This window comes from Aquicoccus porphyridii (assembly GCF_008369105.1).
GTDB lineage: Bacteria > Pseudomonadota > Alphaproteobacteria > Rhodobacterales > Rhodobacteraceae > Aquicoccus > Aquicoccus porphyridii.
Genome location: NZ_VINQ01000003.1, coordinates 125,724 through 146,553, shown reverse-complemented (window position 1 = coordinate 146,553; position 20,830 = coordinate 125,724). Strand labels below are relative to the sequence as shown.

General features: G+C 63.6%; 26 protein-coding genes and 1 tRNA gene. 9 read left to right on the top strand and 18 right to left on the bottom strand.

The window, feature by feature from the left end; genetic code table 11:
* Positions 1-60: 60 nt before the first annotated feature.
* Positions 61-1,134: a phenylalanine--tRNA ligase subunit alpha gene (pheS, locus tag FLO80_RS05965; protein ID WP_111362657.1), complete on the bottom strand. Its 1,074-nt coding sequence runs from the start codon at positions 1,132-1,134 to the stop codon at positions 61-63.
* A gap of 158 nt (positions 1,135-1,292) precedes the next feature.
* On the opposite strand from pheS, the gene FLO80_RS05960 reads away from it, so the two are divergent.
* Complete coding sequence (locus FLO80_RS05960; RefSeq protein ID WP_111362656.1) at positions 1,293-2,471, top strand: YbfB/YjiJ family MFS transporter; 1,179 nt, start codon at positions 1,293-1,295, stop codon at positions 2,469-2,471.
* On the opposite strand, the gene FLO80_RS05955 is transcribed toward FLO80_RS05960, so the two are convergent.
* The 5 genes from FLO80_RS05955 to pyk form a co-directional block, all read right to left on the bottom strand.
* Complete coding sequence (locus FLO80_RS05955; protein ID WP_111362655.1) at positions 2,462-3,403, bottom strand: 3-hydroxyacyl-CoA dehydrogenase NAD-binding domain-containing protein; 942 nt, start codon at positions 3,401-3,403, stop codon at positions 2,462-2,464. The two genes, FLO80_RS05960 and FLO80_RS05955, sit on opposite strands and share 10 nt — an antisense overlap.
* Positions 3,404-3,478: 75 nt before the next feature.
* Positions 3,479-3,841 (bottom strand): 50S ribosomal protein L20, encoded by a 363-nt coding sequence (rplT, locus tag FLO80_RS05950; RefSeq protein WP_111362654.1) that lies wholly within the window; start codon positions 3,839-3,841, stop codon positions 3,479-3,481.
* 14 nt (positions 3,842-3,855) lie between these two features.
* Complete coding sequence (gene rpmI, locus FLO80_RS05945) at positions 3,856-4,056, bottom strand: 50S ribosomal protein L35 (protein WP_111362653.1); 201 nt, start codon at positions 4,054-4,056, stop codon at positions 3,856-3,858.
* 125 nt (positions 4,057-4,181) lie between these two features.
* Positions 4,182-4,406, bottom strand: coding sequence for a hypothetical protein (locus FLO80_RS05940; protein WP_111362652.1), 225 nt, complete (start codon positions 4,404-4,406; stop codon positions 4,182-4,184).
* Between the two features lie 39 nt (positions 4,407-4,445).
* Positions 4,446-5,891, bottom strand: coding sequence for a pyruvate kinase (pyk, locus tag FLO80_RS05935; RefSeq protein WP_111362651.1), 1,446 nt, complete (start codon positions 5,889-5,891; stop codon positions 4,446-4,448).
* A 131-nt stretch (positions 5,892-6,022) separates the two neighbouring features.
* Here pyk and FLO80_RS05930 point away from each other — a divergent pair, with 131 nt between their 5' ends.
* The 3 genes from FLO80_RS05930 to FLO80_RS05920 all read left to right on the top strand — a co-directional run bounded on the left by FLO80_RS05930 (position 6,023) and on the right by FLO80_RS05920 (position 8,104).
* On the top strand, positions 6,023-6,775 hold the full coding sequence (locus FLO80_RS05930; protein ID WP_111362650.1) for an N-formylglutamate amidohydrolase: 753 nt from the start codon (positions 6,023-6,025) through the stop codon (positions 6,773-6,775).
* 105 nt (positions 6,776-6,880) lie between these two features.
* Positions 6,881-7,198 (top strand): DUF1244 domain-containing protein, encoded by a 318-nt coding sequence (locus FLO80_RS05925; protein ID WP_111362649.1) that lies wholly within the window; start codon positions 6,881-6,883, stop codon positions 7,196-7,198.
* A 108-nt stretch (positions 7,199-7,306) separates the two neighbouring features.
* Complete coding sequence (locus FLO80_RS05920) at positions 7,307-8,104, top strand: dioxygenase family protein (protein WP_111362648.1); 798 nt, start codon at positions 7,307-7,309, stop codon at positions 8,102-8,104.
* Positions 8,105-8,114: 10 nt separating this feature from the next.
* Here the strand turns inward: FLO80_RS05920 and FLO80_RS05915 are convergent, their stop codons facing one another.
* From FLO80_RS05915 to dgcN, 3 genes are all read right to left on the bottom strand, one after another.
* A complete protein-coding gene (locus FLO80_RS05915) occupies positions 8,115-8,978 on the bottom strand; it encodes a D-amino-acid transaminase (protein WP_111362647.1) in 864 nt (287 codons plus the stop codon).
* An 11-nt stretch (positions 8,979-8,989) separates the two neighbouring features.
* Positions 8,990-9,955, bottom strand: coding sequence for an N-acetyl-D-Glu racemase DgcA (gene dgcA / locus FLO80_RS05910; RefSeq protein WP_111362646.1), 966 nt, complete (start codon positions 9,953-9,955; stop codon positions 8,990-8,992).
* A gap of 72 nt (positions 9,956-10,027) precedes the next feature.
* On the bottom strand, positions 10,028-11,029 hold the full coding sequence (gene dgcN / locus FLO80_RS05905) for an N-acetyltransferase DgcN (protein ID WP_111362645.1): 1,002 nt from the start codon (positions 11,027-11,029) through the stop codon (positions 10,028-10,030).
* A gap of 339 nt (positions 11,030-11,368) precedes the next feature.
* On the opposite strand from dgcN, the gene FLO80_RS05900 reads away from it, so the two are divergent.
* Positions 11,369-12,328, top strand: a complete 960-nt coding sequence (locus FLO80_RS05900; protein WP_111363193.1) for an L-malyl-CoA/beta-methylmalyl-CoA lyase — start codon at positions 11,369-11,371, stop codon at positions 12,326-12,328.
* A gap of 195 nt (positions 12,329-12,523) precedes the next feature.
* Here FLO80_RS05900 and FLO80_RS05895 read toward each other — a convergent pair whose 3' ends face one another.
* Together FLO80_RS05895 and FLO80_RS05890 are read right to left on the bottom strand one after the other, a co-directional pair.
* Positions 12,524-13,003 carry a lytic transglycosylase domain-containing protein gene (locus FLO80_RS05895; protein ID WP_111362644.1) on the bottom strand — a complete coding sequence of 160 codons (480 nt, stop codon included), beginning with the start codon at positions 13,001-13,003 and terminating at the stop codon, positions 12,524-12,526.
* Between the two features lie 163 nt (positions 13,004-13,166).
* Entirely contained in the window at positions 13,167-13,616 is a 450-nt protein-coding gene (locus tag FLO80_RS05890) for an Lrp/AsnC family transcriptional regulator (protein ID WP_111362643.1), read from the bottom strand.
* Positions 13,617-13,692: 76 nt separating this feature from the next.
* Here FLO80_RS05890 and FLO80_RS05885 point away from each other — a divergent pair, with 76 nt between their 5' ends.
* Positions 13,693-14,295 (top strand): LysE family translocator, encoded by a 603-nt coding sequence (locus FLO80_RS05885; RefSeq protein ID WP_111362642.1) that lies wholly within the window; start codon positions 13,693-13,695, stop codon positions 14,293-14,295.
* Between the two features lie 48 nt (positions 14,296-14,343).
* Here FLO80_RS05885 and FLO80_RS05880 read toward each other — a convergent pair whose 3' ends face one another.
* Both FLO80_RS05880 and FLO80_RS05875 read right to left on the bottom strand, forming a co-directional pair.
* Complete coding sequence (locus tag FLO80_RS05880) at positions 14,344-14,739, bottom strand: DUF1801 domain-containing protein (RefSeq protein ID WP_111363191.1); 396 nt, start codon at positions 14,737-14,739, stop codon at positions 14,344-14,346.
* 14 nt (positions 14,740-14,753) lie between these two features.
* On the bottom strand, positions 14,754-15,383 hold the full coding sequence (locus tag FLO80_RS05875; RefSeq protein WP_111362641.1) for a GyrI-like domain-containing protein: 630 nt from the start codon (positions 15,381-15,383) through the stop codon (positions 14,754-14,756).
* A gap of 171 nt (positions 15,384-15,554) precedes the next feature.
* Here FLO80_RS05875 and FLO80_RS05870 point away from each other — a divergent pair, with 171 nt between their 5' ends.
* Positions 15,555-16,517, top strand: coding sequence for an acetyl-CoA carboxylase carboxyltransferase subunit alpha (locus FLO80_RS05870; RefSeq protein WP_111362640.1), 963 nt, complete (start codon positions 15,555-15,557; stop codon positions 16,515-16,517).
* A 46-nt stretch (positions 16,518-16,563) separates the two neighbouring features.
* On the opposite strand, the gene FLO80_RS05865 is transcribed toward FLO80_RS05870, so the two are convergent.
* Both FLO80_RS05865 and FLO80_RS05860 read right to left on the bottom strand, forming a co-directional pair.
* The gene (locus FLO80_RS05865; protein ID WP_111362639.1) at positions 16,564-17,211 is read right to left on the bottom strand and encodes a GntR family transcriptional regulator; all 648 of its coding nucleotides are present in this window, start codon (positions 17,209-17,211) and stop codon (positions 16,564-16,566) included.
* Positions 17,212-17,424: 213 nt separating this feature from the next.
* Positions 17,425-18,111 carry a M48 family metallopeptidase gene (locus FLO80_RS05860; RefSeq protein WP_111362638.1) on the bottom strand — a complete coding sequence of 229 codons (687 nt, stop codon included), beginning with the start codon at positions 18,109-18,111 and terminating at the stop codon, positions 17,425-17,427.
* Positions 18,112-18,248: 137 nt separating this feature from the next.
* On the opposite strand from FLO80_RS05860, the gene FLO80_RS05855 reads away from it, so the two are divergent.
* A complete protein-coding gene (locus FLO80_RS05855; RefSeq protein ID WP_111362637.1) occupies positions 18,249-18,569 on the top strand; it encodes a TIGR02300 family protein in 321 nt (106 codons plus the stop codon).
* Positions 18,570-18,738: 169 nt separating this feature from the next.
* Positions 18,739-18,814 (top strand) — tRNA-Ala (locus tag FLO80_RS05850).
* Between the two features lie 168 nt (positions 18,815-18,982).
* Here FLO80_RS05850 and FLO80_RS05845 read toward each other — a convergent pair.
* Genes FLO80_RS05845 through FLO80_RS05840 form a run of 3 tightly spaced genes read right to left on the bottom strand, consistent with a single transcriptional unit; the run spans position 18,983 to position 20,804 of the window.
* On the bottom strand, positions 18,983-19,414 hold the full coding sequence (locus FLO80_RS05845) for a glyoxalase superfamily protein (protein ID WP_111362636.1): 432 nt from the start codon (positions 19,412-19,414) through the stop codon (positions 18,983-18,985).
* Positions 19,411-19,692 (bottom strand): hypothetical protein, encoded by a 282-nt coding sequence (locus FLO80_RS23155; RefSeq protein WP_246156584.1) that lies wholly within the window; start codon positions 19,690-19,692, stop codon positions 19,411-19,413. The genes FLO80_RS05845 and FLO80_RS23155 overlap by 4 nt, the downstream gene beginning before the upstream one ends.
* Positions 19,689-20,804 carry an MATE family efflux transporter gene (locus FLO80_RS05840; protein ID WP_246156583.1) on the bottom strand — a complete coding sequence of 372 codons (1,116 nt, stop codon included), beginning with the start codon at positions 20,802-20,804 and terminating at the stop codon, positions 19,689-19,691. The genes FLO80_RS23155 and FLO80_RS05840 overlap by 4 nt, the downstream gene beginning before the upstream one ends.
* Between the last annotated feature and the right edge of the window lie 26 nt (positions 20,805-20,830).

The following is a 20,830-nucleotide window of genomic DNA, read 5'->3' as shown; positions in this document are numbered from 1 at the left end:
GCCTGGGGGCGGGTCGGGCGCGATGCGGGGCCAAAGCCCCGCAAGACATCATGTCAGACATCACCGCGACAACCCCCCATGCAGCGTCGGCACGTCGAGGCTTGCAAAGCCATAGTGGCGCAGCCAGCGCAGGTCGGAATCAAAGAACGCCCGCAGGTCGGGGATGCCGTATTTCAGCATTGCCAGCCGGTCGATCCCCATGCCGAAGGCAAAGCCCTGATGCACGTTCGGGTTAATCCCCCCGGCCCGGAGCACGTTGGGATGCACCATGCCGGAGCCGAGAATTTCCAGCCAGTCATCGCCTTCGCCGACCTTCAATTGCCCGCCTTCCCAACTGCACCGGATATCGACCTCGGCGCTCGGCTCGGTGAACGGGAAATGCGAGGCGCGGAACCGCAGTTCCACGTCATCGACCTCGAAAAACGCTTTCACGAATTCTTCCAATGTCCACTTGAGGTTGGCCATGGAAATATCGGTATCGAGCGCCAGCCCCTCGACCTGGTGAAACATCGGCGTGTGGGTCTGGTCGTAATCCGCACGATAGACGCGCCCCGGACAGATCACCCGGATCGGCGCGCCCTGCAATTCCATCGAGCGGATCTGCACCGGCGAGGTATGGGTGCGCAGCACATGCGGCGGGCGCTCGTCGCCTTCCGCGCGGTGCATGTAGAACGTGTCCATCTCGGCCCGCGCCGGGTGGTGGCCGGGGATATTGAGCGCGTCGAAATTGTGCCAGTCGCTTTCCACCTGTGGCCCTTCGGCCACGGCGAACCCCATATCGGCAAAGATCGCCGTCACCTCTTCGGTCACTTGTGAAATCGGGTGGATCGTGCCCGCCCGACGCCCCCGCGCGGGCAGCGTCACGTCAAGCCATTCACCGCGCAGGCGTTCGTCCAGCGCCGCATCGGCCAACGCTTCGCGCTTGGCCGCCAGCGCCGAATTGATCTCGTCTTTCAATGCGTTGAGCCTTGGGCCCATCACCTGCCGTTCTTCCGCGCTCATCTTGCCCAACTCGCGCATCTGAAGGCTGATCTCGCCCTTCTTGCCCACCGCCTGCACCCGCAGATCCTCAAGCGTGGACTCGTCGCCCGCGTCGGCAATCAGCTTGATATACTTATCTCTCAGATCGTCCATCCGACCCTCCGAATTCCGGTTGGCCCCTGCTAGCGAGTGCGCCCCCCGAATGCAAGCGCGTGGCCCTTGCATGCAAAGCGATTGATGCGCATCCGAGACCATGAGACAACGACGATGAATTGAAAGGGACGGGCCAAGTGCAGAGACCTGCCGCCGCGATGACCGACAATCCTGCAAACCCATGGCTGGTCCTGGCAGGTCTCGCCCTTGGCGTGACCGTGACCAACGGGTTTGCCCGTTTCGCCTATGGGCTACTCTTGCCCGCGATGAAATCCGAACTCGACTGGAGCTATGCGCAGGCCGGGTGGCTCAACACCGCGAATGCGTTGGGCTATGTCGCGGGCGCGATCCTGACCATGATCCTGATCCGGCGGGTGCGGCCCACGCATCTCTTTGCTTTCGGCCTTGTCACGACCACGGCGGCGCTTCTGGTCACCGGACTCGTCACCGCGCTCTGGTGGCAGACGCTGTGGCGCGTGCTGGCCGGTGTGTTCGGGGCGATGTCGTTTTCAACCGCGGGCACGCTGGCGGCGCAGCTTTTCCGCGACGATCCAAGGCGCAATGCGCTTGCCATCGCCATCCTGTTCGGTTCGGGCGGGGGCCTCGGGATCGTGCTGTCAGGGGCGGCCTTGCCGATCCTTCTGGGGCAGCAGGGCTATGGTGCGTGGCCATGGGGCTGGGTGCTGATCGGCGGGACAAGCCTTCTGTTCCTGCCGCTGGGTCTCTGGTCGGCCTCCCGTCTCCATGCCCCGCGCAAGAGCGAGAGCATGGCGATCCCCCTGCCGCTGCGACGCATGCTGGGGGAACTGGTCGGTTATGCCGCGTTCGGCATGGGCTATATCGTCTATCTGACTTTCCTGTCCGCGTGGTTGACCGAACAACAGGCAACGCCCCTTTTCATCGCAACGATCTGGGTCATCCTTGGAAGCTGCATCTTCGTTTCGCCCATTCTCTGGCGGCCGGTGCTGGCGCGTCACGCCTCGGGGCGCCCGCTGGCCATGATCCTTGCCGGGATCGCGCTTGGCTCGGCCCTGCCGGTGATCATGCCCGGCCCGGCCGCGCCGGTGATCTCGGCCGTCATCTTCGGGCTATGCGTCTTCATGCCGCCGGGTGCCGTGACCAGTTTCGCACGCCAGAACCTGCCGCCTGAAAGTTGGGGCGCGGCGATCGGATTCTTCACCGTGATCTTCGCCATCGCCCAGACTATCGGGCCTTATGCCGCGGGCCTGATCGGCGATCTGGCGGGTGATATCGGCATAAGCCTTCTGGTCGCGGCGGGGGTTCTCGTGTCAGGTGCCGCGCTGGCGCTGTTGCAACGCCCGCTCGATCAGGATTGATCGCCGTCGATCCGCCGCTTGAGTTCCAGAAGCCCGATCAATCCCGCGTCCCGCCGTGCGGCAGGGTCCGTGTCGCCCAGCCCGGCAACAAGATCGTCCACCCCCGCAATCAGCTTGCCCACCGTTTCAGGATCGAGTTTCGGGTCGCCCAGCTCGGCCCAGCGTGCCGCCTGTGTCGGGCCCAGATGCTCGATGTAATGACGAAAGCCACCCGCGCCGCCACCCAGGTGATAGGTCAGGTAAGGCCCCATCAAGGCCCAGCGCAGCCCCGGCCCGTGCATCACCGCGCGGTCCACGTCCTCGGCGCTGGCGATCCCCTCGGCGACGATATGCACCGCCTCGCGAAACAGCGCCGACGAGAGCCGGTTGGCCACATGCCCCACCTCGTCGCGTTTCAACTCCACCACCTCGCGCCCTATGCCTGCGTAGAAGGTTCGCGCCACGGCCATCGCTTGCGCACCGGTCTGACGCCCCGGCACCAGCTCGACCAGAGGTATCAGGTGCGGCGGGTTGAAGGGATGCGCCACCACGATTCGTTCGGGATGCGCGGCACCGTTCTGAATGTCGCTGGCCAGAAGCGACGAGGTGGACGAAGCAATCACCGCATCCGGTTTTGCCCCCGCCTCGATCTGCGCGATGAGGTCGCGCTTTACATTAATCCGGTCGGGTCCGCATTCCTGGATGAAATCCGCACCGGCACACGCCTGGGCCGTATCAGAGGCAAAGCGCAACCGGTCGAGGGGCGCATCGCCATGCGCCATGCCCAGTGCGACGAGATCTGGCCAGGCCCGCCCGACCTCCTTGGTCACCCGCGCTTCAAAATCTTGGGCCACATCCTGCACCGTCACCCGCGCGCCGTGAGCCAGGAACAGCGCCGCCCAGCTCGCCCCGATCAGCCCACCGCCGACAATCGTGATCGCGTTGATCTGCATTGTATCCTCCTGACATGAAAAAACCCCGCGTTCGGGGACCGAACCGGGGTTTTTCCTGAATTCTTGCGTCAAACCTCAGGCCAGCGCGGCCTTCGCCTGATTGACGATCGCGCCGAAGGCTTCGGGCTCGTGCACGGCCAGGTCGGCCAGCACCTTGCGGTCTACCTCGATCCCCGACTTGGTCAGGCCGTTGATGAACCGCGAATAGGTCAGGCCTTCGTCATGCAGACGCACCGCGGCGTTGATCCGCTGGATCCACAGGGCGCGGAAATTGCGCTTGCGGTTCTTGCGGTCGCGGGTCGCGTACTGGTTGGCCTTGTCCACGGCCTGACGCGCCACCTTGAAGGTGTTCTTGCGGCGTCCGTAGTAACCCTTGGCTGCCTTGACGACTTTCTTGTGACGGGCGTGGGTGGTGGTGCCACCTTTGACTCTCGACATCTCTCAAACCCTCCTTAACGGTCGTACGGCATCATGCTCTTGACGATCTTCTCGTCAGGGGCGCTGAGCGTGGTGGTGCCGCGGGCGTTGCGGATGAATTTGTTGGTGCGCTTGATCATGCCATGGCGTTTGCCGGCCTGGGCCGTCAGAACCTTGCCGGTGGCGGTGACCTTGAACCGCTTCTTGCAGCTCGACTTGGTCTTCATCTTGGGCATTTCCGTCTCCTTCTTCGGTGCGGTATTCGCGCGACTCGGCATGCCACTTTGGCCGGCCACGCGGGTTAGAGAGGCGCCGTATACGTCGCTGCGCCCCTGTTGGCAAGGGGGTTATAGCCCGGCGGTCAACCTATGAAACGTGCGATTACATTGATGATGGCATCGGGGATCTCGTCAATCCGATAGCCCCCGGGTTTTTGGGTCACCGCATAGACAACAAGCCCACCCGCCACGATCATCACGATGGCGGCGACCCTTGGGCTTCTACGGTCAGACAACGCGGACACCATTGCCGGAATCGAAAACACGCCGATGAGCAGGCCAATGGTCAATGCCAGATCGTAATTCATACCCTCAACCCTTCCGACACTCTGCCCGGTCGGGCGAGCCTATTCCGGATCGGAGGCAAAAATCAAACTTTCGTCACATGGCGCGACGCGCAGGATATTTGTCGTTCCCGGCACGTTGAACGGCACACCTGCTATCACGACGATCTGGTCCTCGGTTCCGGCATAGCCATTGACCCGTGCCGCCCGCGCGGCATTGACCACCGCCTGCTTGAAGCGGTTAAGCTCGCCCGTCATGATGCAATTCGTGCCCCATGTCAGCGCCAGCCGCCGCGCCGTGCCGCGCAGGCTGGTCATCGCAATGATCGGCACGCGCGGACGTTCCCGCGCAATCAAGAGCGCGGTGGTGCCCGATTCCGTGTAACAGCAGATCACCTTGATATCCGTGGTCTCGGCGATCTCGCGCGCGGCGGCGACGATGCCATCGGCAATGCTGTGACGTTCGGCCCGGCGGGACGCTTCTATGACCTCTTGATAGGTGGGATCGCCCTCGACCTCGATCGCAACGTTGTTCATCGTCGTGACGGCCTCGATCGGAAACTGCCCGGCCGCCGATTCCGCCGACAGCATGATCGCATCTGCCCCCTCATAAATCGCAGTCGCCACATCCGACACTTCGGCGCGGGTCGGCATCGGGCTTTCGATCATCGATTCGAGCATCTGCGTCGCCACGATCACCGGCTTGGCCACCGCCCGGCAGCGGCGCACCAGCCGCTTCTGGATCGGGGGCACGTTCTGCACCGGCAACTCGACCCCGAGATCGCCGCGCGCCACCATGATCCCGTCGGACACGGCGAGGATCTCGTCAAAGCACTTCACCGCCGAGGGTTTCTCGATCTTCGACAAGACCGCCGCCCGGCCATCGACCAGCTTGCGCGCCTCGATCACGTCCTCGGGCCGTTGCACGAAACTCAACGCAAGCCAATCGACGCCCAGATCGCAAACGAATTCGAGATCGGCGCGGTCCTTGTCGGACAGGGCCGCCAGCGGCAGCACCACGTCGGGTACATTCACGCCCTTGCGGTTCGAGATCGTGCCGCCCGCGATCACGGTGCAGGTGGCGAAATCGGGTCCGCAGCTCTCGACCCGCAACCTGATCTTGCCATCGTTGATCAAGAGATCGGAGCCGGGTTCCAGCGCCGCGAAAATCTCGGGATGGGGCAGGCAGACGCGGGTTGCATCGCCCTCGGTCTCATCCAGATCGAGGCGGAACGTGGCGCCTTCCTCAAGCTCTTCTTCCTCGCGCCGAAAGGTGGCAACGCGCAGTTTCGGCCCCTGAAGATCGGCCAGAATGCCGATCGGGTTGTCGAGGTCGCGCTCGATCTCGCGGATGATGTGGTATCTCTCGCGGATCTCGTCATATGTGCCGTGGCTCATGTTGAGGCGGAACACATCCGCCCCCGCCTCGTGGAGCGCCCGGATCGTGTCATAATCAGTCGATGCCGGGCCCAGAGTCGCCACGATCTTCACGTTTCTGTATCGTCTCATGTCCGCCTGCCCTTGGATACGATGCTCATGATTTTACCAGTCATCGCCAACATCCGCCATGCGAGCAAATTGCACTCTGTGCCTTGCTGCCGTATCTGCCTTAAATCATGCGGCAAGGAAAAGACATGGCTATGACATACGCACCGTTCGAAATCATTGGGGCGGACCGCCCGTCCCGTTGGCTGGTAACATGCGATCATGCTTCGAATTTCGTGCCATCTTTCGTCAATGGCGGATCGCTGGGACTCGCGCAGGGCGATATGGAGCGTCACATCGGCTATGACGTGGGGGCCGCCGGTGTGGCACGGGTTCTGGCCGAGCAACTGGATGCGCCGATCATCCTGTCGAATTTCTCGCGCCTCGTGATCGACCCCAACCGGGGCGAAGACGATCCCACGCTGCTGATGCGGCTTTATGACGGCACGGTCATTCCGGGCAATCGCGATGCCGATGCGGCCGAACACCAGCGCCGTCTCGATGCCTGTTACCGGCCCTATCACGATGCGCTTGCCCGGCTGGCCGCACGGCGCGATGACACGGTCATCCTGTCGATCCATTCCTTTACGCCGCAACTGGCCGGGCGTCCGCCCCGACCGTGGCATATCGGTGTCCTGCACGCCGCCGATATGCGGCTGGCCCGTCCGCTGTTGCGCCGACTGCGCGACGAGCCGGACCTGTGCATAGGTGAGAACGAGCCCTATGGCGGCCATCTGCCCGGTGACGCGATCGACAAACACGCCATCGCGCATCGGCGGCTCAATGCGCTGATCGAGTTCCGCAACGACCTGATTGCGGAAGCGGCACACCAACACCTGTGGGCCACCCGGGTTGCGCCAATCCTGCAAGCGGCGCTGTTGGATGCGGACCAACCGGTGCCGGCCTGAACGTCGCAACTTCGCGCTTGCCCCGGGTGTCCCGGGTATGATCGAATCTGTGCAGCCGGACCCCGACCACCCCCGTCATGTCCGGGGCATGACAAGGAGACAGCAATGGACGACAAGACCCGCACCGAGATCGAGGCCGCCGCATTCCGCCGCCTGCGCCAGCACCTGATGGAGGACCGCAAGGACGTTCAGAACATCGACCTGATGAACCTCGCCGGGTTCTGCCGGAACTGCCTCAGCCGCTGGTATCAGGAGGCCGCCGCCGAACGCGGGATCGAGATGTCGAAGGACGAGGCGCGCGAGATCTATTACGGCATGCCTTATGACACCTGGAAGGCACAGAGCCAGTCCGAGGCAAGCCCCGAGAAACAGGCCGAATTCGAGGTGGCGTTCGAGGAAAACGTTCTCAAGGACAGATCCTGAAACGCGCCACCGTTCCGCATGGGCGCACAGCACCTGTTTGACCGTGGGCGTTTCTTAGCGGACTTCGCGGGCCTATCTTGCTTTTGACAGCTTGAAAGGAGGCCCATCATGGCCCGTATGCCCACCTATTTCATATCTCATGGCGGCGGCCCCTGGCCGTGGATTCCCGAAATGCGCGAAGCTTTCGCGCCGCTTGAAGAGTCGTTCCTGCGGATGCCGGGCGAACTGCCCGAGCGGCCAAAGGCCGTGCTGATGATTTCGGGTCACTGGGAAGAAACGGATGCCTATGTCGTGATGCATGGTGCAAACCCGCCGATGCTCTATGACTATCATGGCTTTCCACCTCATACCTATGACATCACCTATCCCGCCCCGGGCGATCCGGGTCTGGCCGAAAGGGTGGCCGGGCTGATCGAGGCGGCAGGCCTGCCGACCCGTCTCGACGATGAGCGCGGTTACGATCACGGCACGTTTGTTCCGATGGCCGTGACCTGGCCCGACGCCGACATGCCGCTTGTCCAGCTTTCGATGCGCTCGCATTATGCCCCGGCCGAGCATCTGGAACTGGGGCGGGCGCTGGCTACCTTGCGGGACGAGGGGGTGCTGATCGTCGGATCGGGGTTGAGTTACCACAACCTGCGCGCCTTCGGCCCGGCCGCGCGTGAACCGTCCGAAGCCTTCGATCTCTGGCTGACCGAGACCCTGTCACTGCCGCCGGATCAGCGCACCGCGCGCCTGATGGAGTGGGAAAAGGCCCCCCATGCACGGGAATGCCATGCGCGCGAAGACCACCTCGTGCCGCTCTTCACCGCGCTCGGTGCGGCCGAAGGCGAAACCGCCACGCGCACCTACCACCAGAAAATGATCCTTGGCGGCGTTACCGCGTCAAGCTGGCGTTTCGGTTGACAATGGGGCGTCAGATCGCGTTCTTCAGGCTCTCGTCGAGATAGATCTCGCGCAGGCGCGGGGCCACCTTGCCCGGTGCCCCGTCGCCCAGCGTGACGCCGTCGATCTCGACCACCGGCATGACAAATTGCGAGGCCGAGGTGATGAAAGCTTCGTCCGCGGCCTTGGCTTCGTCCAGGGTAAAGGACCGCTCCTCAACCTCCATCTGCGCCTCGCGGGCAAAGCGCAGCACGGCTGCGCGGGTGATGCCGTGCAGGATGTCGTTCGAGAGCTGGCGCGTGATGATCTTGCCGTCCTTCACGATATAGGCGTTGTTGCTGGTGCCTTCGGTCACGAACCCGTCCTCGACCAGCCATGCATCGTCACAGCCTGCCTTGATGGCCATCATCTTGCCCATGGAGGGATAAAGAAGCTGCACCGTCTTGATGTCGCGGCGGCCCCAGCGGATATCCTCGATCGAAATCACCTTGATCCCGGTCTTTGCCGCCGGGCTGTCGGCCAGGCCCGGTTTCGACTGGGTGAAGAGAACCAGCGTCGGCTTGACCTCTTTCGGGTCGGGAAAGATGAAATCGCGATCCCCGGCCGACCCGCGCGAAACCTGGAGATAGATCATCCCGTCCTCGAGGTCATTGCGGCGCACCAACTCGCGGTGAATCTCCAGAAGATCGTCGAACGCTTCGGGCTTTTGCATGTCCAACTCGCCCAGTGACCGTTCGAGCCGCGCAAGATGCCCGTCAAAGTCGATGAGCTTTCCGCCAAGGACGCTGGTCACTTCATAGACGCCATCGGCCATCAGGAATGACCGGTCAAAGACCGATACCTTCGCGTCTTCTTCCGGCAGGTAGTCTCCGTTCACATATACGGTGCGGGTCATCTCACGTCTCCTCAGCCCCAAAGTTCGGCCACGGGCGGATGCACCCCGGCGTCGTCAAATGTCAATGCGTGGTCACGGTCTTCGGCCAGAAGCAACGGCCCGTCAAGGTCGGTCACCATCGCGCCCTGCGCAACCAGTGTCGCGGGCGCCATGGCAAGGCTCGACCCGACCATGCAACCGACCATCACCTTGTAACCTTCGGCCAGCGCCGCCTGTTTGAGCGCCAGCGCTTCGGTCAGCCCGCCGGTCTTGTCGAGCTTGATGTTGACCACGTCGTACTTGCCTTTCAGCCCGGGCAGCGAGGCACGGTCATGGGCGCTTTCATCGGCGCAGACCGGCACCGGGCGCTCCATGCCCAACAGCGCCTCGTCCTCGCCCGCGGGCAAGGGCTGCTCGACCAAAGCCACACCAAGCCGCACCAGGTGCGGGGCGAGATCGGCATAAACCTCGGCCGACCAACCTTCGTTGGCATCGACGATGATGGTCGATTGCGGCGCCCCCGCCCGTACGGCCTCGAGCCGGGGCATGTCGTCGGGCGTGCCGAGCTTGATCTTCAAAAGAGGGCGGAATGCATTCTGGGCGGCCTGTTCGCGCATCTTTTCGGGTGAATCGAGCGACAGGGTATAGGCCGTGATCTCGGGCCCCGGGGCGGGCAGACCGGCCAGTTCCCAGACCCTTTTGCCGGCCTTCTTGGCCTCCAGATCCCACAAGGCGCAATCCACCGCATTGCGCGCGGCGCCCGCGGGCAGCAGATCGTAAAGCGCATCGCGGGCCACCGGACCCGACAGCCCCTCGATCTGTGCGGTCACGCTTTCGAGCGTCTCGCCATATCGCGCATAGGGCACACATTCGCCCCGGCCCGAGATGAACCCGTCCGCTATCCGCACGGTCAGCACCCGGGCCTCGGTCCGCGACCCGCGCGAAATGGTAAAGGCCTGCGCGAGCTTGAAGGTCTCGGGGGTCACAGTGATCTGCACGGGAATACCCTTTCATCTTGCCGACAAATACTCCCGCCGGAGGCGCCCCCGGCAGGTGCAAATGCCGATCGTTCAGGCGGTCGCCAAAGCGTCCACCAGCCGCCCGGCACCATGCCGGAACGGATCGACTGCCGGAAGCCCCATGCGCGCTTCGACCTCGGCGAGATAGGCTTTGGCCTCATCCTCGCCCATGTGCTGGGTGTTGACCGAAATGCCGACCACCTTGCAATCCGCGTTGGCCACCTGCGCCAGCGGCAGCGCCGTGTCGCGCAGCACTTCAAGCGTGGGCAGTTGATAATCGGGCAGGCCGCGCATGTGATCGCGGGTCGGTTCGTGACACAGGATCAGGGCGTCGGGTTGGCCGCCATGGACAAGCGCCATGGTCACCCCCGAATAGCTCACATGAAAGAGCGATCCCTGACCCTCGATCAGGTCCCAGTGATCCGGCTCATTGTCAGGCGTCAGCCACTCGATCGAGCCTGCCATGAAGTCGGCGACCACCGCATCGAGCGGCACGCCGTCGCCGGTGATCAGGATGCCGGTCTGCCCGGTCGCGCGAAATGTGGATTTCATTCCACGTTCTTTCATTTCCGCGTCCATGGCCATGGCGGTATACATCTTGCCGACCGAACAATCCGTACCGACGGCAAGGCAACGTTTGCCGCTGCGTTTCACGCCATTGGCGATGGGATACTTGACCTCGGGCACCCGCACGTCATGCAGCGCACGGCCGCAAGCCTCGGCCACCGCGACCAGATCGGGCTCGTCGCGCAGCAGGTTATGCAGGCCCGAGGCGAGGTCGAACCCTTCCTCCAGCGCCATGATCAGAACCTTTTTCCACGCCTGGCTGATCACGCCGCCGCGGTTGGCGACACCGATCACCAGCGTCTTGGCGCCGGCGGCCTTTGCCGCGGCAAGATCCATGTCGGGCAGGCCCATATCGGCCTTGCACCCTTCCATCCGGTATTGGCCAACCGCATTCTCGGGGCGCCAATCCTTGATGCCCTGGGCCACCTTGGCGGCCAGCTGGTCGGGCGCGTCGCCCAGAAACAACAGATACGGTGTCTTGATCATGCCATGGCCCTTCCAATTCGTTCCGGTATCCAATCGCAAAACCCTTGGGCAGAATCAATGAAAGAGCTTTGCAATATCTCCTTCCAGCGCGCCATGTTTCGAAGTTTCTTGCGAAATTTCCGTCAAACATGGATGATTGTTCGAAATGATGCAAAAACAAGCAAGTTTGAATCCGTTCTGCCCTCGAATTCAGGTCACGGACCCGGATGGCCCGGGTGAGGGGCGTGAAGGCCTTGAAAATTCTGCAAGTGCAAAATGACCCTTGCAGCAAGCCTCGCAATTTTATACCGCTTTGCGCAGCAATGGCGCAACATCCTTACAAACCGAAAGGTGCACCTCATGAGCTTTCGTATTCAGCCCGCCGCACCGGCCCGTCCGAACCGCTGTCAACTCTTCGGCCCCGGCTCGAACACCAAGCTGTTCGAGAAGATGGCGGCATCGGAGGCCGATGTCATAAACCTCGATCTTGAAGATTCCGTTGCCCCCTCGGACAAGGATGCGGCGCGGGCTAACGTGATCGAGGCGATCAACAGCGTCGATTGGGGCAAGAAGACGCTTTCGGTTCGCATCAACGGGCTCGACACGCCCTATTGGTATCGCGATGTCGTCGACCTCATGGAGCAGGCGGGGCCGCGGCTTGACCAGATCATGATTCCCAAGGTGGGCTGCGGTGAAGATGTCTATGCGGTCGATGCGCTTGTCACCGCGATCGAGCGCGCAAAGGGGCGCGAAAAGCCGGTCGATTTCGAGGTGATCATCGAGAGCGCGGCGGGCATCGCCCATGTCGAGGCGATCGCCGCATCGAGCCCGCGCTTGAAGGCTATGTCCTTGGGAGCAGCCGATTTTGCGGCCTCGATGGGGATGCAGACGACGGGCATTGGGGGGACGCAGGAGAATTATTACATGCTGCGCGAAGGGCAGAAGCACTGGCCCGATCCGTGGCACTGGGTGCAGGCGGCGATTGTCGCGGCCTGTCGCACCCATGGCATCCTGCCGGTCGATGGGCCGTTCGGCGATTTCAGTGACGACGAGGGCTATATCGCGCAGGCGCGGCGGTCGGCGACGCTGGGCATGGTCGGGAAATGGGCCATCCACCCCAAGCAGATTGCGCTTGCAAATCAAGTCTTTACGCCCTCGGAAGAGGCCGTGGCCGAGGCCCGCGAAATCCTTGCCGCGATGGAAGAAGCCAAGCGGACAGGCGCGGGCGCGACCGTCTACAAGGGCCGCCTGGTCGATATCGCCAGCATCAAACAGGCCGAGGTGGTCGTCACCCAGGCCGAGCTGATCGCCAAAGGTTAACGCGGATTTGCGGCGAAAAACCGGGGGGTGACTCCCGGCTGCTGCCCGGCTGCCATCCGGCTGCCGGGTGTTTCGCATCAAGGGTTAACGCGCATTAAGTTAATGCGGCGCGCGTTATGCAGGTGCGGCATGCCGCTCGCCGGTCGATTCGAGTATTTTCGGCAAGATGAAGGACGGGATCAGGCCAAGTCCCGATCAGGCCGGGCGCAGCCCGGTCTCGACCAGAAGGCCCTTGCGCTTGGCCTCGTAGTAATAGCCCCGGGCATACCACATCACCGCCGCGTCCTGATTGCCCTCGGCGACGAGATAGGCGCCGCGCAGGTACTTGACCGCGTATTTCAGGTTGGTGTCGGCATCGAGAAGGTCCGACGGCTTGCCCCGGAAGCCCATGGAGCGCGCGGTCTGGGGCAGGATCTGCATCAGCCCGTAATAGGGCCCGTTGCGCGCCCAGGGGCGGTGGGTGCTTTCGCGGATGATCTGGCGGTGGACCAGTTCGCGGGGCACCTCGTAATGATCGGCCCATTTGTTGATCAGGGCGCGCAGTTCGGGCGTCTCGTTTGGGTGAAGCGCCGGGTTGTAGTTCGATGAGGCCCGCCTGGTCGAAACCTTTTCGCGCCGACCGCATGCGACAAGGGCCAAGGGGGCGACGAGGAACAGGCGGCGGGTGAGGGGCATGGGGGCCTCATGACTGAAGACGCCCCTGTGATAGCGCAGTCAGGGCGCATCGGAAACCATCCGCGCCCGATCTGGGCGATTTGCCGCCGCTGGCCATGCGTGCCCGCCGCGACGCGCGACAGCGCGGCGCAAAACCTGTGTGGCCGAAGGCCACGCGATGGGATCAGGCCCGTTCGTCCTTGGGCGAGCCGATCACCACGTAGGTGGTGAGCGATTGCACCTGTGGCAACGTGCCCAGCACCTCGGTGTGAAACGCCTTGTAGGCCGCGAGGTCCGCCGCTTCGACCCTGAGCAGGTATTCCACCGCGCCGGTGACGTTGTGACATTCGCGCACCTCGGGCGCGCGCGCCATGGCGTGCTCGAACGCTTCCTGCGCGGCCTTGGTGTGCTGGCTGAGGCCCACGGTGATATAGGCGAGGAAGCCCACGCCCATCTGCGCGGGATCAAGGACGGCGCGATAGCCGCGGATCACGCCCGCCTTTTCCAGCGCGACCACCCGGCGCAGGCAGGCCGAGGGCGACAGCCCCACGCGGTCGGCCAGTTCGAGATTGCTGATCCGGCCATTATCGGTAAGCGCGCGCAATATTTTCTGGGTTATCGGGTCATGTTTCATTTTTAATTGCATTTAATCCGCAAAATTTCTGCAATTTGCACCTTATTTGCGTCAGCAAGTCAATATTATTGTGTTCATGAGCCAAGCCATGCTGTCTGCCCTTGTCCTTTTTGCCCTCGTCTCGTCGATCACGCCGGGGCCGAACAACCTCATGCTGATGGCGTCGGGGGCGAATTTCGGCTTTCGTCGGTCGATCCCGCATATGTTGGGCATCGGGGTCGGGTTCGTGGTGATGGTGTTCCTTGTGGGGGCCGGGCTGATCCGGTTGTTCGATGCCTTCCCGGTCAGTTACACGCTGCTCAAGATCGGCAGTGTCGGTTATCTCCTGTGGCTGGCATGGAAGATCGCCAACGCCGCCCCGCCTGAGGGTGGCGCCGACCCCGGCGGACGGCCGTTCAGCTTTCTCCAGGCGGCGCTGTTCCAGTGGGTGAACCCCAAGGCGTGGACCATGGCACTCACCGCGATCACGCTTTATGCGCCGGATCGCTCGATGGCGGCGATCGCGCTCGTCGCGGTGATCTTTGGCGCGGTCAACCTCCCTTCGGTCAGCACATGGACGGTGATGGGCCAGCAGATGCGGCGCATCCTGACCAACCCCGCACGGCTGCGCGCGTTCAACTGGGTGATGGCGCTCTTGCTGGTGGCGACGCTCTATCCGGTGCTTTATCCTGTGGGGTAGGACGTCAACCGTTGCTGTCCTATCCACATGCGTCGCCGGAAACCGCGCTCAGGACGGCGCTTTGCGGTGATAGGTCAGCGCGGCGCGGATAAGCAGCGCAAGCGGTTCAGGCCGCGGGGGATGCGCCGTGTCGAACAGCACCGCGCGCGTCCCGTCAAAGCGCCAGTCGGGCGGGGCTATTTCGCGGAAATCGGCGATCAGGGTTGTGCGGCAATGCACGAAAAGCGCGTAACCGCCGGATTTCGGCACGCCGAGCCGGATCGTGCTGCCCGATTTCGTCTCGGGGGTGAGATAGGCGGGTTCGCCCCAGCGCAACTCTTCGGCGATGCGCCCGATCTCGGGCATCTGCGCGGCGGTCTCGAGGATCAGCGCGCGCAGGGCAAGGCACCCGGTTCGCGCCGGGGCCGGGAAGGCATCGAAAGCGACCCTAACGGCGGGTGGCATGGGCGGGGGCGCGGTCATGCCGGTTTCACCGGTTGGCGCAGGATGGTCCTGAGCTTCTCGGGTGCGGTGCGACGCGGGTCGGAGAGATAGATCTCGTGATGCGGCCCCGCGAAGGTCAGGCCAAGGCGTGGCATCACGTTATCGTGCAGATCTGCCAGCACCGGGGCTTCGTCCGCGAAGGGGCCGAGATGGAGCCGTTGAAGGCAATCGCCCTCGGCCAGCCTTGTGAGCGTCACAGCGGCGATCAACGCCGGATCGGCGCCGCCCGTCTTGCCCGCCTGCTTGGCGAGAACGGTCTTGCGGATATCTTCAACTGCCGCGTCGTCCGCATCACCGGGCACGCGCAACATTGCCCGCCAGCGCCACGCGGCGCGCTCGCCCGTGGCAAAGGCGGCGGGATCATCGGCCCACCACAGCGCCGCGAGCGGGGAAACGGTGAAATCGCCATCGGGTTTGCGGGCGAATTTAAGGCCATAGGCCACGGGATAAAGCGCCCCGAGCGCGGCGGCGAAACCCGGGCCGTTGGGGTCGCCCTGCCCGGTGATGGACAGGTAGACCATGGCGGGCACATCGACGCGCTGCCATTGGTCCGAAGGTGGTGTGTAGAGCGCCTTGTCGGCCTTGCGGAAATCAAGCTTGGTCATGGCCTCTCCGGTCTGATTCCTCGTGGCATCGGCATGTTGCTGCCTGACCCAGCTTGCACGTTCCATGGGCATGGCGGCAAGAGTGTTACCGGAACGATACCGACTGCGCAGGAGTTGCATCGTGGCGTCGGGGACGTCATATAGCGCAAAGTCACGCGTGGGAGTGTCCGAATGACCAATTACCTCGATTTCGAGAAACCGCTGGCCGAGATCGAAGGCAAGGCCGAAGAGCTGCGCGCCATGGCGCGGGCGAACGAGGAAATGAATGTCGAGGCCGAGGCGTCGGCGCTCGACAAGAAGGGGCGCGAGCTTCTCGAAGAGCTTTACACCAGGCTCACGCCATGGCGGAAGGCCCAGGTCGCACGCCATCCTGACCGGCCGCATTGCCGTGACTATATCAAGACGCTGTTCACCGAGTACACGCCGCTGGCCGGTGATCGCAATTTCGCCGACGATCATGCGATTCTGGGCGGGCTGGCGCGGTTCGGCGATCGGCCGGTGATGGTGATCGGCCATGAAAAGGGCCATGACACCAAGTCGCGCATCCGGCACAATTTCGGCATGGCCCGGCCCGAAGGCTATCGCAAGGCGGTGCGGCTGATGGATCTCGCCGACCGGTTCGGCCTGCCGGTGATCACCCTTGTCGACACGGCGGGGGCCTATCCCGGCAAGGGCGCGGAAGAGCGCGGCCAGTCCGAGGCGATTGCCCGCTCGACCGAGAAATGCCTGCAGATCGGCGTGCCCTTGGTCAGCGTCATCATCGGCGAGGGCGGATCGGGCGGCGCCGTGGCCTTTGCCACCGCCGACCGGGTCGCGATGCTCGAACATTCGATCTATTCGGTGATCTCGCCCGAGGGCTGCGCCTCGATCCTTTGGAAAGACAGCGAGAAGATGCGCGAAGCCGCCGAGGCGCTGCGCCTCACCGCGCAGGATCTCGAAAAGCTGGGCGTCACCGACCGGGTGATCCGCGAGCCGCTGGGCGGGGCGCATCGCGACCGCGACGCCACCATCGCGGCGGTGGGCGAGGCGATCACCTCGATGCTGGCCGAGCTTGACGGGAGGACGGGAAAGAAACTGGTCAAGGACCGCCGCCGCCGTTACCTTGATCTTGGCTCGAAGGGGCTTGCCGCCTGACCGCTCGAACCGCGGGGCATGCCGGGCACCGGGGGGCGGCGCCGCTTCAGGTCTGAAGCATCTTCAACCCCTGCGTCACATCCGAACGCACGGCCAGCCGCAACCCGGGCTCGTCACCGGCCTTGAGCGCCGAAATGATCAGCCGGTGATATTGCGGCACCTCCTTGTGCCTGAGCCGCCCGTAAAGCATCCGCATGGTCGGCCCGAGCTGAAGCCAGACGGTTTCGGCCATGGCCAGCATCGCGGGGGCCTGCGCCCGCAGGTAGAGCGTGCGGTGGAATTCCAGGTTGGTGCGGATGTAACCCACCGGGTCCTGCCGCGCGATCGCGTCGGCCAGCCCGGTATTGATGGTCTGCAACCGCTCGATCAGCGCCATGTGGGCGCGTGGCAGGGCGCGGCTGGCCAGTTCGACCTCGATCAGCGCGCGCAGCGCGGCCAGTTCCTCGATCCGCTCATTGCTGAGTTCCGGCGTCGACACCCGACCCGAGGCCGACATGGTCAGCGCCCCCTCGGCCACCAGCCGCCTGAGCGATTCGCGCGCCGGGGTCATCGACACGTCGAATTCGCGGCCGATGCCGCGCAGGGTCAGCGCCTGCCCCGGCGCCATGTCGCCATGCATGATGCGGGTGCGCAACATGCGGTAAACGCGGTCATGGGCCGAAGGCGACGGGTCGGGGCGGGTCTGGGTCAGCATGATCTTCTTGTGATCACAATTTCACGCGCCGTCAATCACCTGCCGTGCCGATATCGAATCACCCCGGCCCACGGTTCTTTCTTGGCGAAAATACTCAACTCCACCCCGCCACATGCGCCCCGACAGGGGGTGGGCACCGCGTCGCCCCCATGACCGGGCCGAGCGCAGCGAGGCCCCGCCGCGACGCGCGCAAGCGCGGCGCAAGACCTGCCCTCAGAATTGATAGCGATGCAGGCCCGGCCCGTGTTCGCGCAGCCAGCGGCGCGGCGCCGAGCAATCGCCGTAAAGCTGCGTGACATGGTGCCAGAACCGCGGCGAATGGTTCATCTCGGCCAGGTGTGCAACCTCGTGGGCGGCGACGTAATCGAGCACGTCATCGGGCGCCATGATCAACCGCCAGGAATACATCAGCCCACCCCGCGACGAGCACGACCCCCAGCGCGAGCGCGTGTCGCGCAGGGTGAGCCGCACATAGGGCCGCCCCAGCGCGGCGGCATAGCGATCGGAGGCGGCGGCGAGACGGTCGCGGGCGGTTTGCTTGAAGAATCCCTGAAGCCGGGCCGCCGCGTGATCAGGTGCGCCGCCGACATGCACGCAATCGCGTTCGGCCAGAACCCCGCGCCCCGGGGCATGCAGAACCCGGATCAGGCGCCCGCGAAACGGCAGGTCGCAACCGATGCCCACCGGCACCGCGTCATGGGTGCGGGCAAGCTGTTGGCGCAGCCAGTCGGCCTTGTCCCGGGCGAAATCGAGCGCCGCGCCCTCGGGCACGCCTTGCGGGCAGGTCAGCGTCACCCGCCCGTCGAGCGACGACACCCGCAACGAAATCCGCCTTGCCCGTCCCGAGCGCCGCAACACCAGTTCGACCGGCGGATCGCCGGGGATGACATGCACCCTCATGACCACGACTCCGCGCTGCGCATCGCGCCCTTGATTCCCTGCATTCCCGAAAGCCCCTGAAAGCCTTTGACACCCTGCGCATGTTATGGCAGTTGGCGCGGATCGTCGACATGACATGAGAGTTTAGAGGGATTGCCATGCCCAAGGAAGAATGGGGCGTCAAACGCGTCTGCCCGACCACCGGTAAGCGGTTCTACGACATGAACCGGAATCCGGTGGTCAGCCCCTATACCGGTGAGACCATCAATATCGAGACCGGCAAGCGCAGCCTGCTGTCCGCCGATGCCGAAGACGCCGTGACCAAGAAATCCAAGACCAGCGAGGACGATCTGGAAACCGATGTTCTCGACGAAGATGATGTCGAGGTCGATCTCGACGCGGATGTTCTGGAAGATGACGACGACGACAACGTGTCGCTCGACGAGATCGCCGATGTCGCGTCGGATGACGACGACTGATCCGCAAACGATGTTTGCAGGTGACCGGAATGCGCCCTGCCTGGCAGCGGCGCATTTTCTGTTGTGCGGCGTTTCACGGGCCGTCTGCCCGCAAAAACCGCGATTTTCCGCTTGATCCCGCCCGGCGCTTTGCCTAGATAGCGGCGACAGGCCGAACGCCTGAACTTACGGGGCCTTAGCTCAGCTGGGAGAGCGCTTGCATGGCATGCAAGAGGTCAGGGGTTCGATCCCCCTAGGCTCCACCAAGTTTCCACCTGAAAACATCATATAGTTCTGCCTTTTTCGTCAGAGAAATTGCCTCTGCCTTCGGAATCGGTGTTGAAAGCAGCCTTTCGCCGCACCATGAACGAGCGTCAGCTTTGCGGGACGAAGCGGCCGTTCGCGGTCATGGCCAGTGATTGCGCAACCCAAGATTAGGACGGCACCTTCTTCACGACCAGATGCGGTGCGCCGTCCGATGTTCTACGATGGCTGCGACCGTCCACATCGAGCGTTCCACGGATGCGGTGGCGCCAGTTTGAGAAACTTTCGAACCGAACGGTATCGATCGGCTGGTCCAGCTTGATCGCCACATGACGATGACCTGCCGATCCCGACAGGGCGACGATCTCGCCACTATAGGCCTGGCCCAGGTAATGCCCCGCGACTCGATCGCCCAAGGCAAGTTCAGGCAGGGCGTTTCGCTGGGTAAGCCGGGCATGCAGCGTATTCCAGTCTCGGGCGCCATGTTGCCGGGCTATGAGTTCAAGAGCCTGAGCATGGCTGACGACAGTGCCCTCAGCTTGCAGTGCCTGCCGAAGGGCCTTGGCCTGTGCCTTGATGGCATCGAGTGATGGTTGTGTCATGATACCTCCTTGGTATCCGGTGTCGCGAGGGCAGTGTCAAACACGCGGTCCCGAAGAATGATCGTCAGAGCCACTAGAAGCAGGGCGGCATCCGCGGCCGGAAAGGCAAGCCACAAGCCTGGAAGCCCTGAGAGCGCATTCAAGACGACGATGAGGACAGGCGTCAGCAGCCAGGGTTTCACCAAGGTCAGCACCGCAGTTCGCAGCGAATGCCCCATCGCCTGGAAATGCATGGCGATGACGAGGATCGGTCCGGTGATGGCGTAGAGCGCCGTCATGGGCACATGATTGCCGCGACCGCTGTGACAACCTCCCGATCTTCTGAAAACACCGCGCCCAGCATTTCGCCTGCAAACATGCCGATCAGCGCCACGCCAAGGCACCAGAAGAACGCGCTTCCAATGGCGAGCCACAGGGCCGCGCGGGCCCGGTCCATCCGGCCTGCGCCGACATTGTTGCCGGTGATGCTCTGGGTGGCGAGCGCGATGGCCATCTGCGGCAGGAAGGCCAGGCCAAGGACGCGCGTCACCACCCCGTAGGCGGCGACATAAGTGGCGTGAGCCGCTGCGGTGTTGCCGATGGTGAGGAGAACGGTGCTGGCCACCAGTGCCATTCCGATGAAGCTCAGGCACAAAGGTAGACCCAATGAGAGAATCTGCCGCCATCCTGTCAGCCAGCTTGCGTGCCGGATCGAACTGAGTGGCAAAAGAGCGGGATCGCGCTTGCGCACCATGAGCAGCAACACCAGACCGAGCGTCTGCGCGACCACTGTGCCGATCGCCGATCCTGCGATGCCGAGGTCGAGGATCACGATCGCAATGTAGTTTGCCGCTACGTTCAGCAGGTTCACGAGCACGGACAGCAGCGCGATAAGCCCTGCTTGCCCCTCATTGCGCAGGGCATCGGCGTGCAGGCCCAGACCGAACTGCACGGGTGCGCCCAGAATCAGGATCAGCAGATAGTCCCAGGCAGGTCCGGCGACTTCTTCATCCCCTGCGGCGAGGAACGAGACGGCGCCGGGGCCGAACGTCAGGGCACTTGTGACCACGACCGCACTCATGGCGAGGATCAGCCCGTGCGCACCCGCAAAAATGGTTTCTGCTTCCCTCCGCGATCCGGCGCCCAGATGCCGGGCCTGAAGGCTTGACATGCCTCCTCCCGCCAGAGTGGTCAACGCCGTCAGCAGCATGACTGCCGGGAAGGCCAGGCTGACCGCGGCAAGGGCTTGGGCGCCGATAAAACGTCCGACAAAGATCCCGTCGACCACGTTCAGCAGGCCGCCAGTTGACATGACCACCGCCATGGGAACGGCGTTGGACAGGAACAATCGCCCGACCGGCAGAGTCAGAAAGGGGTTTTCAACTATATTGGCAGCGCGTCCGACAGACATCGCTCACTCCTCCAGAGAGGCATTTC

What these genes read in the sequence shown, in the direction of transcription:
- pheS (WP_111362657.1), bottom strand. Translation starts at nt 1,134, where the DNA reads ATGGACGATCTGAGAGATAAGTATATCAAGCTGATTGCCGACGCGGGC.
- FLO80_RS05960 (WP_111362656.1), top strand. Translation starts at nt 1,293, where the DNA reads ATGACCGACAATCCTGCAAACCCATGGCTGGTCCTGGCAGGTCTCGCC.
- FLO80_RS05955 (WP_111362655.1), bottom strand. Translation starts at nt 3,403, where the DNA reads ATGCAGATCAACGCGATCACGATTGTCGGCGGTGGGCTGATCGGGGCG.
- rplT (WP_111362654.1), bottom strand. Translation starts at nt 3,841, where the DNA reads ATGTCGAGAGTCAAAGGTGGCACCACCACCCACGCCCGTCACAAGAAA.
- rpmI (WP_111362653.1), bottom strand. Translation starts at nt 4,056, where the DNA reads ATGCCCAAGATGAAGACCAAGTCGAGCTGCAAGAAGCGGTTCAAGGTC.
- FLO80_RS05940 (WP_111362652.1), bottom strand. Translation starts at nt 4,406, where the DNA reads ATGAATTACGATCTGGCATTGACCATTGGCCTGCTCATCGGCGTGTTT.
- pyk (WP_111362651.1), bottom strand. Translation starts at nt 5,891, where the DNA reads ATGAGACGATACAGAAACGTGAAGATCGTGGCGACTCTGGGCCCGGCA.
- FLO80_RS05930 (WP_111362650.1), top strand. Translation starts at nt 6,023, where the DNA reads ATGACATACGCACCGTTCGAAATCATTGGGGCGGACCGCCCGTCCCGT.
- FLO80_RS05925 (WP_111362649.1), top strand. Translation starts at nt 6,881, where the DNA reads ATGGACGACAAGACCCGCACCGAGATCGAGGCCGCCGCATTCCGCCGC.
- FLO80_RS05920 (WP_111362648.1), top strand. Translation starts at nt 7,307, where the DNA reads ATGGCCCGTATGCCCACCTATTTCATATCTCATGGCGGCGGCCCCTGG.
- FLO80_RS05915 (WP_111362647.1), bottom strand. Translation starts at nt 8,978, where the DNA reads ATGACCCGCACCGTATATGTGAACGGAGACTACCTGCCGGAAGAAGAC.
- dgcN (WP_111362645.1), bottom strand. Translation starts at nt 11,029, where the DNA reads ATGATCAAGACACCGTATCTGTTGTTTCTGGGCGACGCGCCCGACCAG.
- FLO80_RS05900 (WP_111363193.1), top strand. Translation starts at nt 11,369, where the DNA reads ATGAGCTTTCGTATTCAGCCCGCCGCACCGGCCCGTCCGAACCGCTGT.
- FLO80_RS05895 (WP_111362644.1), bottom strand. Translation starts at nt 13,003, where the DNA reads ATGCCCCTCACCCGCCGCCTGTTCCTCGTCGCCCCCTTGGCCCTTGTC.
- FLO80_RS05890 (WP_111362643.1), bottom strand. Translation starts at nt 13,616, where the DNA reads ATGAAACATGACCCGATAACCCAGAAAATATTGCGCGCGCTTACCGAT.
- FLO80_RS05885 (WP_111362642.1), top strand. Translation starts at nt 13,693, where the DNA reads ATGAGCCAAGCCATGCTGTCTGCCCTTGTCCTTTTTGCCCTCGTCTCG.
- FLO80_RS05880 (WP_111363191.1), bottom strand. Translation starts at nt 14,739, where the DNA reads ATGCCACCCGCCGTTAGGGTCGCTTTCGATGCCTTCCCGGCCCCGGCG.
- FLO80_RS05875 (WP_111362641.1), bottom strand. Translation starts at nt 15,383, where the DNA reads ATGACCAAGCTTGATTTCCGCAAGGCCGACAAGGCGCTCTACACACCA.
- FLO80_RS05870 (WP_111362640.1), top strand. Translation starts at nt 15,555, where the DNA reads ATGACCAATTACCTCGATTTCGAGAAACCGCTGGCCGAGATCGAAGGC.
- FLO80_RS05865 (WP_111362639.1), bottom strand. Translation starts at nt 17,211, where the DNA reads ATGCTGACCCAGACCCGCCCCGACCCGTCGCCTTCGGCCCATGACCGC.
- FLO80_RS05860 (WP_111362638.1), bottom strand. Translation starts at nt 18,111, where the DNA reads ATGAGGGTGCATGTCATCCCCGGCGATCCGCCGGTCGAACTGGTGTTG.
- FLO80_RS05855 (WP_111362637.1), top strand. Translation starts at nt 18,249, where the DNA reads ATGCCCAAGGAAGAATGGGGCGTCAAACGCGTCTGCCCGACCACCGGT.
- FLO80_RS05845 (WP_111362636.1), bottom strand. Translation starts at nt 19,414, where the DNA reads ATGACACAACCATCACTCGATGCCATCAAGGCACAGGCCAAGGCCCTT.
- FLO80_RS23155 (WP_246156584.1), bottom strand. Translation starts at nt 19,692, where the DNA reads ATGACGGCGCTCTACGCCATCACCGGACCGATCCTCGTCATCGCCATG.
- FLO80_RS05840 (WP_246156583.1), bottom strand. Translation starts at nt 20,804, where the DNA reads ATGTCTGTCGGACGCGCTGCCAATATAGTTGAAAACCCCTTTCTGACT.